The sequence below is a fragment of the Mesorhizobium sp. RCAM 06353 genome (assembly GCF_059683585.1).
On the sequence record NZ_CM185031.1, the window covers coordinates 6,565,509 to 6,581,017 of the forward strand.

Annotated in this window: 12 protein-coding genes; 6 read left to right on the forward strand and 6 right to left on the reverse strand. The window is 65.7% G+C overall.

Annotated elements, in window-relative coordinates; genetic code table 11:
* Positions 1-27: 27 nt before the first annotated feature.
* The 3 genes from AC56QX_RS31760 to AC56QX_RS31770 are packed head-to-tail and all read left to right on the forward strand — an operon-like array spanning position 28 to position 3,478.
* On the forward strand, positions 28-978 hold the full coding sequence (locus AC56QX_RS31760; protein WP_497112496.1) for an ABC transporter permease: 951 nt from the start codon (positions 28-30) through the stop codon (positions 976-978).
* A 2-nt stretch (positions 979-980) separates the two neighbouring features.
* Positions 981-1,826 carry an ABC transporter permease gene (locus AC56QX_RS31765; protein ID WP_497117997.1) on the forward strand — a complete coding sequence of 282 codons (846 nt, stop codon included), beginning with the start codon at positions 981-983 and terminating at the stop codon, positions 1,824-1,826.
* Positions 1,823-3,478 (forward strand): ABC transporter ATP-binding protein, encoded by a 1,656-nt coding sequence (locus tag AC56QX_RS31770; protein ID WP_497112497.1) that lies wholly within the window; start codon positions 1,823-1,825, stop codon positions 3,476-3,478. Before AC56QX_RS31765 ends, AC56QX_RS31770 begins: the two co-directional genes overlap by 4 nt.
* Before the next feature lie 131 nt (positions 3,479-3,609).
* Here AC56QX_RS31770 and AC56QX_RS31775 read toward each other — a convergent pair whose 3' ends face one another.
* Positions 3,610-4,086 carry an Lrp/AsnC family transcriptional regulator gene (locus tag AC56QX_RS31775; protein ID WP_127327820.1) on the reverse strand — a complete coding sequence of 159 codons (477 nt, stop codon included), beginning with the start codon at positions 4,084-4,086 and terminating at the stop codon, positions 3,610-3,612.
* A 221-nt stretch (positions 4,087-4,307) separates the two neighbouring features.
* Here AC56QX_RS31775 and AC56QX_RS31780 point away from each other — a divergent pair, with 221 nt between their 5' ends.
* A complete protein-coding gene (locus AC56QX_RS31780; protein ID WP_497112498.1) occupies positions 4,308-5,633 on the forward strand; it encodes an NAD(P)/FAD-dependent oxidoreductase in 1,326 nt (441 codons plus the stop codon).
* Between the two features lie 44 nt (positions 5,634-5,677).
* On the opposite strand, the gene AC56QX_RS31785 is transcribed toward AC56QX_RS31780, so the two are convergent.
* The 5 genes from AC56QX_RS31785 to AC56QX_RS31805 all read right to left on the reverse strand — a co-directional run bounded on the left by AC56QX_RS31785 (position 5,678) and on the right by AC56QX_RS31805 (position 12,400).
* Positions 5,678-7,042, reverse strand: a complete 1,365-nt coding sequence (locus AC56QX_RS31785) for an FAD/NAD(P)-dependent oxidoreductase (RefSeq protein ID WP_497112499.1) — start codon at positions 7,040-7,042, stop codon at positions 5,678-5,680.
* Positions 7,039-7,341: a (2Fe-2S)-binding protein gene (locus tag AC56QX_RS31790; RefSeq protein WP_497112500.1), complete on the reverse strand. Its 303-nt coding sequence runs from the start codon at positions 7,339-7,341 to the stop codon at positions 7,039-7,041. The genes AC56QX_RS31785 and AC56QX_RS31790 overlap by 4 nt, the downstream gene beginning before the upstream one ends.
* Positions 7,338-9,323, reverse strand: a complete 1,986-nt coding sequence (locus tag AC56QX_RS31795) for a hydantoinase B/oxoprolinase family protein (protein WP_497112502.1) — start codon at positions 9,321-9,323, stop codon at positions 7,338-7,340. Before AC56QX_RS31795 ends, AC56QX_RS31790 begins: the two co-directional genes overlap by 4 nt.
* A gap of 4 nt (positions 9,324-9,327) precedes the next feature.
* Positions 9,328-11,406: a hydantoinase/oxoprolinase family protein gene (locus AC56QX_RS31800; RefSeq protein WP_497112503.1), complete on the reverse strand. Its 2,079-nt coding sequence runs from the start codon at positions 11,404-11,406 to the stop codon at positions 9,328-9,330.
* A gap of 88 nt (positions 11,407-11,494) precedes the next feature.
* Positions 11,495-12,400 (reverse strand): LysR family transcriptional regulator, encoded by a 906-nt coding sequence (locus AC56QX_RS31805; protein WP_497112504.1) that lies wholly within the window; start codon positions 12,398-12,400, stop codon positions 11,495-11,497.
* Between the two features lie 116 nt (positions 12,401-12,516).
* Here AC56QX_RS31805 and AC56QX_RS31810 point away from each other — a divergent pair, with 116 nt between their 5' ends.
* Positions 12,517-13,635 (forward strand): NAD(P)/FAD-dependent oxidoreductase, encoded by a 1,119-nt coding sequence (locus AC56QX_RS31810; protein WP_497112505.1) that lies wholly within the window; start codon positions 12,517-12,519, stop codon positions 13,633-13,635.
* 320 nt (positions 13,636-13,955) lie between these two features.
* On the forward strand, positions 13,956-15,149 hold the full coding sequence (locus tag AC56QX_RS31815) for a hypothetical protein (RefSeq protein ID WP_497112506.1): 1,194 nt from the start codon (positions 13,956-13,958) through the stop codon (positions 15,147-15,149).
* The last annotated feature ends 360 nt before the right edge of the window (positions 15,150-15,509 follow it).

A 15,509-nucleotide genomic window follows, 5' to 3' on the forward strand; every position in this document is an offset into this window, starting at 1 on the left:
GCCGAACGCAACCGCAGGAGCGCTTCCATGACGTCTGGGGTTCTAAACCTCGTGCTGAAGCGGCTGGCGATCGCGGTCGTCACGCTTCTGATCGTCCTGTTCGCCGTGTTTTTCGCCACCAGCATGCTGCCCGGCGACACCGCGTCGATCCTGCTTGGCCAGGCGGCGACCCCGGAAGCCGTCGCCGGCCTGCGCGAGGCCATGCATCTCAACGATCCGGCAATCCTGCGCTTCCTGCGCTGGCTTCTCGGCCTGCTCCACGGCGATCTCGGCACTTCCTATGCCAATGAGATGCCGGTCGCGGCGCTGATCGGCGGACGCTTCGTCAACACCATGGAGCTCGCCGGCATCACCACGCTGCTCTCGGTCCCCCTGGCGCTGACGCTGGGCATCACCGCCGCGATGCTGCGCGGTTCCCTCTACGACCGCACCGTCACCATTCTTGCGATCGGCGTCATCTCGGTGCCGGAATTCATGGTCGCGACGCTGGCGGTCCTGCTTTTCGCTGTTTATCTCAAATGGCTGCCGGCGCTGTCCTCGGTCAATGAGGCGCATACGCTGACCGACCTCGTGCGCATCTATGCCATGCCGGTGTTCACGCTCACCTTCGTCATCTCCGCCCAGATGATCCGCATGACCCGCGCCGCGGTGATCGAAACGCTCTCCACGCCCTATGTCGAGATGGCGCTTCTCAAAGGCGCCTCACGCGGCCGCATGGTGCTCAAGCACGCACTTCCCAATGCGCTCGGGCCGATCGTCAACGCGGTTGCGCTGTCGCTGTCCTATCTGGTCGGCGGCGTTATCATCGTCGAGACGATCTTCAATTATCCCGGCATCGCCAAGCTGATGGTCGATGCGGTCGCTACCCGCGACCTGCCGCTGATCCAGAGCTGCGCGATGATCTTCTGCCTCGGCTATCTCTTGCTCATCACCGTCGCCGACATCATCGCCATCATGTCCAACCCGAGGCTCAGGTGACGATGGCGCGCGTGGCAGCTTCCCGACGGTCCTTGCTGGGTCACAGTTACAATCTCGTGGGCGTCGTGGCCGCGCTGGTCATCCTGGCGTGGACGCTGATCGCCATCTTCGCGCCCTATATCACTCCCCATTCGATCGGCGACATCGTCGACGACGATTATTTCGGCCCGATGCGTCAAGGCCTATGGCTCGGCTCGGACTATCTGGGGCGCGACATGCTCTCGCGGGTGCTGATGGGCGCGCGCTACACCGTCGGCATATCGCTCGCCGCCGTCGTCATCGCCTGCGTCTCGGGCGTGGTGCTGGGGATGATCGCGGCCGTCACCGGCGGCTGGCTCGACAGCTGCCTCAGCCGCTTCCTGGATGCCATGAATTCCATCCCCAGCAAGCTGTTCGGTCTTGTGGTCGTCGCCGCGGTCGGCTCGTCGATCCCGGCGCTGATCCTGACGCTCGCCGTCATCTATATTCCCGGCGCCTACCGTTTCGCGCGGGCGCTCGCCGTCAACATCAACAGCATGGACTTCGTGACCGTCGCTCGGGTCCGCGGCGAAAGCACCGCCTATCTCATCGGATCCGAAATCCTCCCCAATATCATGCGCCCGGTGCTGGCCGATTTCGGTCTGCGCTTCGTCTTCATCGTGCTCTTGCTCTCCGGCCTGTCCTTCCTCGGCCTCGGCCTGCAGCCGCCGCTCGCCGACTGGGGCGCGCTGGTGCGCGAGAACATTGGCGGCCTGCCCTTCGCGGCGCCCGCCGTCATCATTCCGTCGCTGGCGATCGCCAGCCTCACCATCAGCGTCAACCTGCTGATCGACAACCTGCCGCAGAAGATCAGGGACAGGGACGCATGACCAATCTCGTCGAGGTCAGGAACCTGAGGATCGAGGCGACCACCGACGCCGGTCGCGTCGTCGAAATCATCAAGGGTGTCAGCCTCGACATCGCCGACGGCGAGATCGTCGCCCTGATCGGCGAGAGCGGCTCGGGCAAGACCACGATTGCGCTGTCGCTGATGGGCTATGCGCGGCCTGGCTGCCGGATCACCGGCGGCGAGATCAATGTCAACGGCAAGAACATGGCCGCATTGTCCGAAAAGCAGCGCGCAAAATTGCGCGGCACCGACATTGCCTATGTTCCGCAAAGTGCCGCCGCCTCCTTCAACCCCTCGTCCACCATCATGGAGCAGGCGATCGAGGTCACGCGCATCCACGGGCTTATGCAGCCCGAGCAGGCGCGGAAGCGCGCGGTCGAGCTGTTCAGGGCCTTGTCGCTGCCGGACCCGGAAGGGATCGGCGCGCGTTATCCGCACCAGGTTTCAGGCGGGCAATTGCAGCGGCTGTCGGCGGCCATGGCGCTGATCGGCGATCCCAAGCTGATGATCTTCGACGAGCCGACGACGGCACTCGACGTGACGACGCAGATCGACGTGCTGAAGGCATTCAAATCGGTCATGCGGGCCGGCGGGATAGCGGGTGTCTACGTTTCCCACGACCTCGCGGTCGTCGCCCAGATCGCCGACCGCATCGTGGTGCTGAAGGGCGGCGAAGTGCAGGAGACCGGCACCACGGCTCAAATACTTTCGGCTGCCCAGCACCCCTATACGCGCGAACTGCTGGCTGCCTTCGAGCCGAAACCGCGGCAAGCACATGCGGACGCGGATGCCGGGACTAAGGAGCTGCTGCGTATCGACCATGTGACCGCCGGCTATGGCGCGGTGCGGGGTGACGGACTGCCGCTTATCCGCGCGGTCGATTCCGTCAGCCTGGTCGTCGAGAAGGGGCGCAATCTCGGTGTCATCGGCGAATCCGGCTGCGGAAAATCGACGCTGGCGCGCGTCATCGCCGGCATCCATCCGGCGGCGGCCGGCGACATTGTCTTCGACGGCAGGGAGCTGGAACGCAGCGCCAGGAAACGTAGCCAGGACCAACTGCGCGAGATGCAGATCGTGTTCCAATATGCCGATACCGCGCTCAATCCGGCCAAGCCTGTGGAGGACATCATCTCCCGCCCGCTGGCCTTCTATCACGGGCTCGACAGGCAGGCGCGCTCGAAGCGCGTCGACGAACTGCTCGACATGGTTCGCCTGCCGAGGACGCTGCGCTACCGCCGCCCGTCGGAGCTCTCGGGCGGTCAGAAGCAACGCGTGAACTTCGCGCGCGCCCTGGCGGCCGGACCCAAGCTGATCATCTGCGACGAAATCACCTCGGCGCTCGACACGGTGGTGGCCGCGGCCGTGATCGAATTGCTCAAGGAGTTGCAGCGCGAGTTGGGCCTTTCCTACATTTTCATCAGCCACGACCTCTCCGTCGTCGAAGCGATCTGCGACGAGATCATGGTCATGTATAATGGGCAGCGGGTGGAGCAGATCACGCCCGACAGGCTGCAGGCGCCTACCCACCCCTATTCCAAGCTTCTGTTCTCCTCCGTGCCGAAGCTTGACACGACATGGCTCGATGGCCTCGTCCGCGACCCCGAGCTCGTCAGCCAGTACGGCCATCGCTAGAGCCAAACCAGGAAAAGTGTGAACGGTTTTCCGTCCGGAATTGCGTCGAAACTAATGCATGTCGCCCAGAAATGTGAAGCGGTTCTGGGGCAACGACATGCATCAAAACAAAGATTGAAAACGGCAGAGCCTCACCTTGGAAAGAGGCTGGGCAGCGGCATATGCGCCTTGACGATCGGGGACTTCAGCACGACGAAGCTGAAATACTTGTCGATGCCGATATCCATGTCGGTCAGCCGTTCCATGATCGTCTGGTACTCGGCGATGCCGGCGGTCACGAATTTCATCAGATAGTCGTAGCCGCCCGACACGAGGTGGCATTCGATGACCTGGTCGATCTTCTCAACCACGGCGAGAAAGCGGGCGAAGTCCACCTGGCGATGGTTCTTCAACGTGATTTCGGTGAACACGGTCAGCGTCTGGCCGAGCTTGCCGATATTGATCTGCGCGGAATAGCCCTCGATGTAGCCCTCCGATTGCAGTCTCTTGACCCGCATCAGGCACGGGCTTGGCGACAGGTGCACCAGATCAGCCAGTTCCACATTGGTGATGCGGCCGTTCTTCTGCAACTCGTACAGAATCTTGATATCGATCCGATCCAGTTTCACGGTCGTCTCCGCAGAACACGCCGCAGCACAAAATGCTGCCTTGCTCATAGACATTGACACTACCACAGCCCGTTGGCCTGTCCATCCAAGCGGACAGCGCTTTGAAACGCAGCGGCTCCCGATTTTGACCGGGCTACCGGAATAAAATTCTGCTACGGCCGCAACTGCGGCAGCGGCTGCCTGCGCAACGCGTTAAATTGGCGCGTCAAGGCAGAGAGACCATGCGCGCACCCCTACAGAAAATCGAGACATCCGGCGAACTGCCACAGACCGCAGACGCGGTGGTGATTGGCGGCGGTATCGTCGGCATCTTCGCGGCCTATTACATGGCACGGCGCGACCTGAAGGTCGCGCTTGTCGAAAAGGGACGCGTCGGCGCCGAGCAGTCCTCGAGGAACTGGGGCTGGTGCCGCCAGCAGAACCGCGACGCGCGCGAGTTGCCGATGGCAACAAAAAGCATCGACCTGTGGGGCAGCTTTGCGGCAGAGACTGGCGAAGACACCGGCTTTCGCCGCTGTGGCCTGCTCTATCTCAGCAATGACGAGGTGGAACTGGCCGGCTGGGCGCGCTGGCGTGATTTCGCCAGAACGGCCGGCGTCACCACCCATATGCTCGACAGCGCCGAGGCCAGCGAGCGGGGCCACGCGACGGGCCGAACGTGGAAGGGCGGCGTCTTCTCGCCGACCGATGGCACCGCCGATCCGTCGCGGGCAGCACCCGCCGTCGCCCGCGCCATCCTCAAGCTTGGCGGCTCCGTACACCAGAATTGCGCTGCGCGCGGCATCGAGACCGAGGGCGGGCGCCTGAGCGGTGTGGTCACCGAAAGCGGAACGATCCGCACCAAGGTGGCGGTGCTGGCCGGCGGCGCCTGGGCCTCCTCCTTTTGCCGGCAGTTCGGTTTCCGTTTTCCGCAGGCGTCGATCCGCTCCTCCATTCTGTCCGTCTCGCCAGGCGCGGAAGGTCTGCCGGATGCGCTGCACACGAAAGGGATCTCGGTCACGCGTCGCGGCGATGGCGGTTATACGCTCGCCATAAGTGGACGCGGCCGTGTGGACGTGACGTCGCAGCAGTTGCGCTTCTCTTCGCAGTTCCTGCCGATGTTTCTGAAGCGGTGGCGCAGCCTCGCGCCCGGCGGCCTGCAGGGTATGCGCTCGGGCCACGAAACGCTGCGACACTGGCGGCTCGACCAGCCGACACCGATGGAGCGGATGCGCATCCTCGATCCGGTTCCGGACCAGGCAACCATCCGCCTGGCCCACGCCCGGGCGCTCGAGCTGCTGCCGGCACTGCGCCAGACCAGGATCAGCGCGACCTGGGCCGGCTACATCGACAGCACGCCGGACGGCGTGCCTGCCATCGGCGAGATCAATACCGTTCCAGGTTTCTTCCTGGCTGCCGGGTTCTCGGGGCATGGCTTCGGCATCGGACCCGGTGCCGGGCATCTCATCGCCGATCTGATGACCGGGTCGCAACCGATCGTCGATCCGAAATCCTACGATCCCAGGCGCTTCGACGCTTCAGTCTGGGGGAAGGTCGCCGACTTCTAAGACGCGATGCATTCCGACATCCAGACATGGTCTCCGGAACGCCATCAATCTTGCCCGAGAAAAGCACTGATAGGCGCCGGGCGGACGGGCGCCTGGCCGCGGAACCGGCCGACAGCGCCAGGCGAGCAGCCGGTCTGCACCGCGATGAGTTCGACGGCGGCCAATAGACAATAACGCCCTTGGCAGCGGCCCATGCCGGCGCGCGACAGCGACTTCACCCTGTTGGCCTCGCCGCCGCCGACATCCACACCCTGACGTACGGCTCCGGCGGTCACATTCTCGCAGCGGCAGACGACCGCGTCGTCGGGGAGCGCCCGTGCCATCGCCGCCGGCCAGGGAAAGGCGTGAGCCAGACCGCGGGCAAAGCGTTCGAGCCGCGCGAGCTTGCGCAGATCGGCACCGAGGGAAGGCGTCGGCAATCCGAGATCGGCAAGGCACGCCGTCGCGGCAAGACGCCCCGCGATCTCCGCGCCGTCCGCTCCCAGAAGACGAACTCCATCGCCGGCAAGATAGACCCCGTTGCCGGCACGACCCATACGGTCGGTCTTCGGCAGCCATTGCCGCCACTGCTCGTCATAAATGAAGGCGCATCCCGCCAGGTCGGCCAGATGCGTCTCTGCCCGCAAATGCCAGCCCATACCGATCGTGTCGCATGGGGTGAGCTGCTGCCTTCCGCCGGCGTCGCGCCAGCGCATCGCTGTGACACCCTTCCCGTCGGCCTCGATCGCTTCGAGCATCGCGCCCGCATGGTAGCGGCCGCCGAGCCTCGCCCGCAGGGCCAGGCCGCGCAGCGCGACCAACGGCCGGGCGGCAAGATCCCGGAGCCCCCGCATCTGCTGGCGCCGGGAAGAGGTATCGAGCACCGCCGCCACATCCGCTCCAGCCTTGACGAGTTGGGCTCCGACCAGCGTCAGCAAAGGCCCCGATCCGATCAGGACGATCCGCTGCCCCAGCGCCACGCCCTGCGCCTTGAGCGCGATCTGCGCCGCGCCAAGGCTGTAGACGCCGGCGCTCTGCCAGCCCGGGACCGGAGCGACACGGTCGGATGCGCCGGTGGCAAGGATCAGGCGGTCATAGCTGACTGGCTGCACGCCGCGCTCCCCCAGCACATGCAGCCGACCTTCATGAACGGCGACGACCGAGCTTGCCGCGTAATGGGTAAGTCGCCCCTCTTCGGCCAGCCGGTCGAAGAGCGTATGCAATGAGCCCGCTTTCGCCGCCTCCGACCCGTAGAGCTGCTCGGGCGTGCGGACGAACCCGGCAGGCGGGCGGCGATAGATTTGGCCGCCGGCGTGTTGCCCTTCGTCGATCACTACCGGGTGGAGCCCGGCTTCGGCCAGCATGGCCGCCGCCCTTATGCCGGCTGGGCCAGCGCCGACGATCACGATCCGCGGCAAGGTCTCGCTCACGGCCAGCTCTCCGGCTCCGTTGCGCGCAACCGCATGCCCTCGGTGATCGGGGTTGAGCACGCCCGGATGCGCGGTCCCTCGTCCTGCCATATCCAGCAATCCTGGCAGGCTCCCATCAGGCAGAAGCCGGCGCGCCACTCGGGTCCGAACTCGGATTTTCGCAGCGCGTGCCCCGAAGCCAGCATGGCGGTCAGCACGGTATCGCCCGCCAATGCACTGCACATCTGCCCGTCGAGAAAGAAATGCAGCTGCGCCCGGTCGAACTCGGCCAGCCGGACAATGCGGCCGGCGCTGATCATTCCGCCGCCTCCCGCACCGCGCCAGGACGAGGCAGCTCGGGGAAGCGTTCGCAGACCGCATCGAAGGCCGCCTGAACGCCCTCCGGTCCCGAGCGCCCCTGCATGCGGCGGAATATCTCCGTCTTGGTGAAGAACCGCCAATGGATCGGCAGGTCCCTTAATATGGCGGTGAGAAGGTCATAGGCGACCGGCGTCCACTGCGCTTCGTAGCCGTCGCGCTCCGGACCGAAATGGAAATGGCCGGCGGCCGGCCCCTGTTGCGCACGCAGTTGCGCCGTTGCCTGCTCGTCGATCTCGCCGCCGCGGATGACGACGCCATAGTCGGCCTCGGCCGCAGCCGGCGAGACATAGCCGCGCCGCACATCCTGCGCGACCCGCCAGGGTTCGCGTTGATGCGGATCGCCGCGCCCGCCGCCACCGGCGGAGCGGATCTCGAGCACGTCGCCAGGCTGCAGCACAGTGGTGTCGATGTTGCCCAGCCGCCGCTCGTACTCGGTCGCCGGATTGACGACCATATCCGACAGGCCGGCCGCCTTGCCGCCCAGCACACCCCAGGGGCGAAAGAAGCTGCGGTCGCGGTTGCGGGCCGTGATCCTGGAATCCGGGGCAAAGACACGGAAGGCCATTTCGGTCGCCAGGCCGCCGCGCCAACGCCCCGCACCGCCGCTGTCCCTGGCGAGCCCGTATTTCACGAATTCGACCGGGGTCTCGGTCTCGGTGATCTCGATCGGCGTGTTCTTGAGATAGGCGGCATCCGCGCCCGATCCATTGGTTCCGTCGCGATGCGGCATCGCGCCGCCGCCGCCGACCACGGGATTCACCGCCGTGATGACGGTCCGGTACGTGCGCTCGTCCGTGGTCATGACGTTGACGATGCAGTTGTTGCCGGCCGGAGCTGCTGGCAGGCGCTCCGGCACCGCTTGCGAGAAGGCGCCGAAGATGACCGACCGCAGCCGGGCGCAAGTGAGCGAGCGCATGCCGACGGCGGCGGGGTGTACCGGGTTCAGCACCGAACCCGTGGGTGCGATGCAAGTGAACGGCCGGGTCAGGCCGGTGTTGAGCAGGATCTTCGGGTTCAGCGTATAGAGCACGTAGTAGACGCCCACCAGCAGCATGGTGTGTCGCGGATCACCGCCGGAAGGCACGTTGAGTGAGGAGCCGAGCTGCGGATCGGAGCCGGTGAAATCGAGCACCGCCTCGTCGCCCTTGATCGTTAGCGTCAGCTTCAGCCGGCACGGATTGGCCTCGACGGAATCCTCGTCGGCATAGTCGCAGAATTCCCATGTGCCGTCGGGCATGGCGCGCAGCACGTCGCGCGCCTGCGCTTCCGCCTGGTCGAGAAGCGCGGCAACGCCTTCGATGAAGCCGGCCTTACCGAACTTCCTCACCATTGCCTGGATCTTGCGCTCGCCGGTGTTGAGCGCCCCGACCAGCGCCTTGATGTCGCCGATGTTGAGGTCGGGCTTGCGCACATTGGTGCTCATGATCCGCAGGATCATGTCGTCGAAGACGCCCTCTCGCACCAGCTTCATGGGAGGAAAGCGGATACCCTCCTGATGAATTTCGGTCAGTGCCCGGCTGAGCGAAGCCGGCACCGCCCCGCCCATGTCGGTGTTGTGGATATGCCCGCCGGTCCAGGCGACGATCTCGTCGTCGACGAAGACCGGCTTCCAAAGATGCGTGTCGGGTGCGTGCGTGGCGACGTGGCCGGAATAGGGATCGTTGGTGAAGGCAACATCTCCCGGCCGGTAGTCGTCGACCATCGCGATCGCGCGGTGATACGAAAGCCCCGGATACCAGGTGGCGCCGAGTTCCATCGGCACGGCGAAGGTCGCGCCTGAACGGTCCATCAGCATCACGGTAAAGTCCTGCGTCTCCTTGACGAAGGCGGAGTGCGCGGTGCGGTGCAGCGTGTGGGCCATGTTCTCGGCAGCCGCGCGGGCGTGGTTGGCAAGAACCTGAAGGTTTGTCCGGTCAAACATGGCATCACTCCGGGAAGGTCAGCAAAAGGTTGAGATGGCGGTCGACCCTTGCCTGCGCTCCCGCGGGAATGGCGAAGGTGGTGTCTTCCTGAACGACCACGGCAGGCCCGTGGAACCTGCTGCCCGGCACGAGGGCGTGTCGGTCGTGGAGGTCGACGGTCTCGAAGGTCACACCCGTGTAGACGGAGAGCCGGCGCGCCGGAATGGCCGGAGCATCGGTCTCGTCGATCTCAGGGAGGGAGAGTTTCGGCCCTGCGCCTATGGCCGATAGCCGGACATTCACAAGTTCGATCTCGCCTTCCGGATCGTGGAAATCGTAGAGCCGCTCATGAGTGAGGTGGAAGGCCTGCTCGATGGCCGCAACATTGCCGTCCGCCAGCCACTCCGGCTGAAGGACGACCTCGATTTCATAACTCTGCCCGACATAGCGCATGTCGCAGGTGAGATTGAGCTCGGCCGCCGCATCGTGCCCCTGCGCCGCAAGCCAGTCGCGGCCCTCACGCGCCAGCGCCTCGAAGGCCTCGCGAATTCCGGCAAGCGACACGCCCGACAGCGGACTGAAGATGGTGCGAATGAAATCCCCGCGCAAATCCGCCACCAGTCCGCCAAGCGCCGACACCACGCCGGGCCGGCGCGGCGCCATGACGCGCTTCATCCCGAGTTCGCGGGCAAGGAAGGCGCCCAGCATCGGCCCACCGCCGCCGAAGGGCATCAGCGTGAAATCGCGCAAGTCCACGCCGGCGCGCGAGGCAAGCTTCTCGACCTCGACGAACATCTCCGACACCGCGATGTCGAGGATCGCCTGCGCGGTCTGCTCGACCGGGCGGTCGAGCCGGGTGGCAAGCTCGCCGACGGCGCGATGCGCCAGGCCGGTATCGATGCTGAGCTGGCCATAGGCCATTTCGCTGTGACCGAGCCATCCGCATACCACCATGGCGTCCGTCACCGTCGGCCTCTCGCCGCCACGGCCGTAGCATGCCGGTCCTGGTGTCGAACCGGCCGATTCCGGCCCAACCCGCAGCACACCCTGCGCATCGGCACTGGCGATCGAGCCGCCGCCGACACCGATCGAGCTCACCGACACGGAAGGGATATGGAGCGGAAATTCGCCGATCAGTTCGCCGGTGCCGAACTGCGCCTCGCCGCCGATGATGAGCGCGAAGTCGGCCGAGGTGCCGCCAATGTCGAGGGTAAGAACCTTGTCTTCGCCTGCCTGCCGCGCCAGCCACGAGGCGCCGATGACGCCGGAGGCCGTTCCCGACAAAAGCATGTTCACGCAGGAGCGCTTGCCTTCGGCGGCGTTCATCAGCCCACCGTTCGACTTCGTCAGCATGGGGCGGGCCGGCACGCCGTGCTGCTTCAGCCGCTCTTCCAGCGCCGTCAGATAGCCGGAGACGCGCGGATGGACATAGCCGTTGAGGATGGCCGTCGAGCTGCGCTCATATTCGCGGATGACCGGCCACACCTCGGCCGAGGAGAAGACGAACAGGTCGGGCGCAAGACGCGCGATCGCCGCCTTCACCGAAGCTTCCTGAGCGGCATTGCGCCAGGCATGGAGGAAGGACACGATGATGCCTTGCGCCCCGTTGGCTTTCGCCGCTGCCGCCGCCCTTTCCACCGCCGCCATGTCCGGCGCCCGGGATTCGCTGCCATCGGCACGCATGCGGGCCGGAATGCCGAACACCATGTCGCGCGAGATCAGCGGGTCCGGCCGCGAGCAGAACAGCGAATACATGTCCGGCATGCGAAGCCGCGCCAGCTCAATGACGTCCTCGAAGCCGGCATTGGTGAACAGCGCCAGCGGCGCGCCCTTGCGCTGGATGATGGTGTTGATGCCGACAGTCGTACCGTGCACGAAGCGCGTCATACGGGCAGGATCAAAGCCTTCGCGCTCGGCCAGAAGGGCGAGACCCGTCATAAGCTCGGCGCCCGGATCTTCGGGCGTCGTTAGCACTTTCAGCGAGGCGACGCGTCCGGAAAGGGCTTCCAGCGCGCAGAAATCGATGAATGTCCCACCGATATCGACGCCGACCTTCCAGTCGGCTTCGTTGCGCGCCTCTTCCATCGCGATGGCACCGTCCATGATACGTCCCTTCCTGTCTGCCAACCAAAGCTGACACGCAGGATGGCCAGTGTCCAAGATGGATGACGAGGAACGATATAAGTCTTGCTTATGCCCTTGCTTTGTCACCGCCCAACACGGCGGAACAGGCCGCACGGATCTGGTCGCGCATCAACTCATCGGCCCGCGAAAGGGCCCGTGTGCGCGAGGTCAGTAGCGCGATCGGAAATTCCGGCCCATTCGCGAGCGGCCGGACGGCAAGCCCGGCAAACTGCTGCCATGGCAGCAGCGCGTCGACCAGGGCGACACCCAGGCCGGCCTGGACGAAGCCGACTGCCGAGATGGACACATCGATCTCGAGCGACGGCGAAAGCACCACACCCTGCGCACGGGCAGCGTGGGCCAGTTCGTCGGCGGGGCGGGTGTTTGCGCGATAGGATATCAAGTCCTCGCCGGCAAGATCGGCGAGCGTCAGCTCGGTTCTCCCGGCCAATGCATGCCCGGTGGGCAGCAGGCATGAGAAGCCGACGCTGCCGATCACCTCCGCCTCGATATCGGGAGGCAGGCGGTCGTCCAAGGCCACGCCGAGACTGGCATCGCCGGCGCGCAGCATGTCGACGATCGCGGCGATCGGCGCCATGTGGGAGCGCAGCAAAATATCGGGATGCTGCGCCCGGAAGCTGGTGAAGGCGCGCGGCAAGATGGCCATGGCCGGCGGCGGCGAGGCCGCCACCCGCACCAGCCCCGTCCGGCCGAGACGCAGGTCTGTGGTCTTGCGGCGCAAGCCCTCCAGCCCCGCCGACACCCTCTCGGCATCGGCGAAAATCTCGAGCGCCTCTGGGGTTGGCCGCAGCCGGCCCTTGACCCGCTCGAACAGCGTGAAGCCGAGTTCGTCCTCGGTGTGGAGCAGGATCTGGCTCAAAGCGGGCTGGGAGATGTTCAGCATCCGCGCCGCGGCGGTCACCGTACCCGCGCGCATGACGGCGATGAACACTTCGAGCTGACGGGCCCGCATTGCCACTCCATAGGTTGAGCTTATGGCTGTTGTCCAAACCCATCTTTGACGCAATGAACCGGCGCCGACAAGATGGGCGCATCCAAGGATCAGCCGCTCTGCGCTAGGGAACGACTATGGATGTGATCGTGCTGGGCGGCGGACTGATGGGGACGGCTTCAGCCTATTTCCTCGCCGGGCGCGGCGCGCGCGTGACGCTGATCGAGCGCAACCGGGTCGGCACCGGAGCGACAGTCGCCTCCTTCGGCAACATCCGGCGCACGGGGCGCCATCTGTCCCAGCTTCCGCTGGCCCATCGCTCGCTCAGGCTGTGGGGCGAGGCTGAAGAGATGCTTGGCCGCGACGTCGAGTTCCGCGCCACCGGCCATATCCGGCTGATCTTCGATGAAGGAAGCCTTGCCGACATGCGGGCCTATGCCCAAGCCGCGCGGCCGTGGGGGCTCGAGCTGGAAGAACTCGGCCCGCGTGAGATCCGTTCCCGGTTTCCCGGCCTCGGCCCTGACGCGATCGGAGCGTCGTTCTCTCCGCAAGATGGCAGCGGCAATCCACGGCTGATCGCACCCGCCTTTGCCGAGGCGGCCCGCAAACTGGGGGTGCAAATCATCGAGGGAGCCGAGGTCGAGAAGATCGCCTATACGGGCTCCGGTTTCCTTGTCGCCAGTTCGAAAGGTGCATTCGCCGCCGACTGCTTGCTCAACACCGCCGGAGCCTGGGGCGCGCGCATTGCCGCGCAATTCGGCGAAGAGGTTCCGCTCAACGCTCGCGGCCCGCAGATGGGCGTGACCGAGCCGCTGCCGCATCGGATCCTGCCTGTGGTCGGCATCTGGACGCGCGACAAGGACCATGGCGCCTATCTGCGTCAGGTCGAGCGGGGCAACATCGTCTTCGGCGGCGCGGCCGAAAGGGCGCCGGTGAACCTCGATCCAGGCCATGCGGTCGCCGATCCCATGCGTCTTCCCCTGCAATTGCACGCCGTCGCACGGCTGCTGCCGGCAATCGCAAAGGTCACGGTCATCCGCACCTGGTCCGGCTGCGAGGGCTATATCAGGGACATGCTGCCGGTCATGGGGCGCTCGGCAACGACGCCGGGCCTGTTCCACGCCTTCGGCTTCAGCGGACACGGCTTCCAGCTTGGTCCAGGCGTGGGCGACGCCATGGCCGAGCTCATCACGACCGACCGTTGCGAAACGCCGCTCGACGATTTTAGGATCGATCGCTTTGGCCGCGCGGCCTAGAGCCGGTTGCGATACGGCGCAATATTCGCGAATTGAACGACGCTGCTTCAAGCGATCGCAGCTCGGCTTCTGACTGGTTTACGGCAAGCGTTGCGGGGCGACCTGCCGCGTCAGTCGCGCGATACGGACAGTCCGGGCAAGAGCAGCCAGGCCGCGATGCTGGAAAGACCTGGTATTCCAGGGTTGATGCTGGCCAACCTCACATCGCTGCTGTTTGCTCCGCGCGATGATAGGGCTTCCACCGTCTCCCTCAAGCCTACCCTCGTCGCGGACACCGGGCCGCCGTCCCTCGTGTTCCGGATCCGGAGCGGCCGGCGTCGGTGCGCGATGCCTTGGTGACGGTCGCGAAAGCCTACGACGCGCCACCGGGCCGCACCGAGACGGCGCTGGTCGATGCCGCCCCTTCGCCTGTCGCGGCACCGGCCGTGGCGGCCGGACCGGATGGGCGGCTGGCCTATGCCTGGATCGGCGAGGACTTGGCAAAACAGCGCCCGTCATCGTGGCAGCTTCGCTTGCGGCTTTTCGACGGGCATGCCTGGCGCGACAGCGCCGTCACGCTCGGCGATGGGCAACGGCCGGACTTCGTGCCGGCCGTTGCCTTTGCCGGCAATGGCGACCTGGTTGCAGCTTGGACGGAAAGCAAGCGCCAAGGGCTGGCCGCCGGCCAGGTGGTGACCGGTGCCGATCTCACCGGGCATGAGATTGCCACCGCGGTTTGCGACGGGGCCACCGGCGCTGTGAAAGCCCGCGCCGTACTGACCAACGACACGTTGCCGGACCTCAGTCCGCAACTCGCCCGCGGCAAGGATGGCTCGATCTGGCTTGCCTGGCAAAAATCGAGCAACCTGACGCGGGACAATCTGGAATCTCCGGTCTCGCTGATGACCTCGCGGCTTGAAGGTGCTGTCTGGTCGCCGATCGAGATTGCCGCAACCGGTCTGGCCGGCCTGGTGGCGCAAGGCGCTGATCGAGCCCTGATCCTCGTTGACAGCACGGTTCGCAACCAGCGCTCGATCATCAGCTTCACACATCAATCCCGCGCTTGGGCCGCCGCATCGGCCGATGTCGTCGAAGCCGGGCCGGCCGGCGTGGCGGGGTCGATCGCACCCTCGAGCGCCGTGCAAAGGATCTGGTCGGCAGGAAAAGGCATCGTTGCCGCGATTGGTTCGGCTGCGCCTGTCACTCTGGTCGCCGGTTCCGACGCCCGGCCACTGGCGCTTGACGATGCCGGCTCACAATGGGACCTGCTGGCGGAGACGTCGGGCGGTCTCGCCTCCATTCGTGTCGATCCCCGGACGCACGCAGCCGAACCGCCGCGCGCCCTGACGAGGCCCCTGCTCTCGCTCGGTGCTGCACCGTCCTTTGATCTGACCGCCGACAGCGACTGGATCGCGGCGCATGCCGACCTGTCCTTGCTTCAAACCGACGCGGATCGCCGCCCACTAGGCCTGACGACGACCAGACTGCTCATCAACACGCCAGCCAAGAGCGCCCGTGCCGCCGCGACGCCTTGACGGCGGATGGCGTACGTTGAAGATTGAATACGAAACGGTCTTCGATATCGACCACGCCGAGGAGACATGACGGCTTTGATCACAGGAGCTGGGAAAGGCATCGGACAAGCTGTCGCGAGGCGCCCGGCCAAGGATCACGCCGGTCTCGTCCTGATGGCGTGAGAGCCGCCGTCGTGCTCACAAGCCTCGCACCGGCCAACACACGTTCCACGCCTGCGGTGGCGTTCGACAGGTGCTGTTGCAGGGCCGGAGGCATTCGCCTGCCGATACCGCCGCCCCGAACTTGAAGGTGACGTCGGTGAGCTGTCGCCTTGCCTGCCTGTGGCAACGACCACGGCGGTGACACCGAGCGCCTGCCCC

Excerpts from the sequence above, each read along its gene's own strand:
- AC56QX_RS31760 (WP_497112496.1), top strand. The coding sequence starts at position 28 with ATGACGTCTGGGGTTCTAAACCTCGTGCTGAAGCGGCTGGCGATCGCG.
- AC56QX_RS31765 (WP_497117997.1), top strand. The coding sequence starts at position 981 with ATGGCGCGCGTGGCAGCTTCCCGACGGTCCTTGCTGGGTCACAGTTAC.
- AC56QX_RS31770 (WP_497112497.1), top strand. The coding sequence starts at position 1,823 with ATGACCAATCTCGTCGAGGTCAGGAACCTGAGGATCGAGGCGACCACC.
- AC56QX_RS31780 (WP_497112498.1), top strand. The coding sequence starts at position 4,308 with ATGCGCGCACCCCTACAGAAAATCGAGACATCCGGCGAACTGCCACAG.
- AC56QX_RS31790 (WP_497112500.1), bottom strand. The coding sequence starts at position 7,341 with ATGATCAGCGCCGGCCGCATTGTCCGGCTGGCCGAGTTCGACCGGGCG.
- AC56QX_RS31795 (WP_497112502.1), bottom strand. The coding sequence starts at position 9,323 with ATGTTTGACCGGACAAACCTTCAGGTTCTTGCCAACCACGCCCGCGCG.
- AC56QX_RS31800 (WP_497112503.1), bottom strand. The coding sequence starts at position 11,406 with ATGGACGGTGCCATCGCGATGGAAGAGGCGCGCAACGAAGCCGACTGG.
- AC56QX_RS31805 (WP_497112504.1), bottom strand. The coding sequence starts at position 12,400 with ATGCGGGCCCGTCAGCTCGAAGTGTTCATCGCCGTCATGCGCGCGGGT.
- AC56QX_RS31810 (WP_497112505.1), top strand. The coding sequence starts at position 12,517 with ATGGATGTGATCGTGCTGGGCGGCGGACTGATGGGGACGGCTTCAGCC.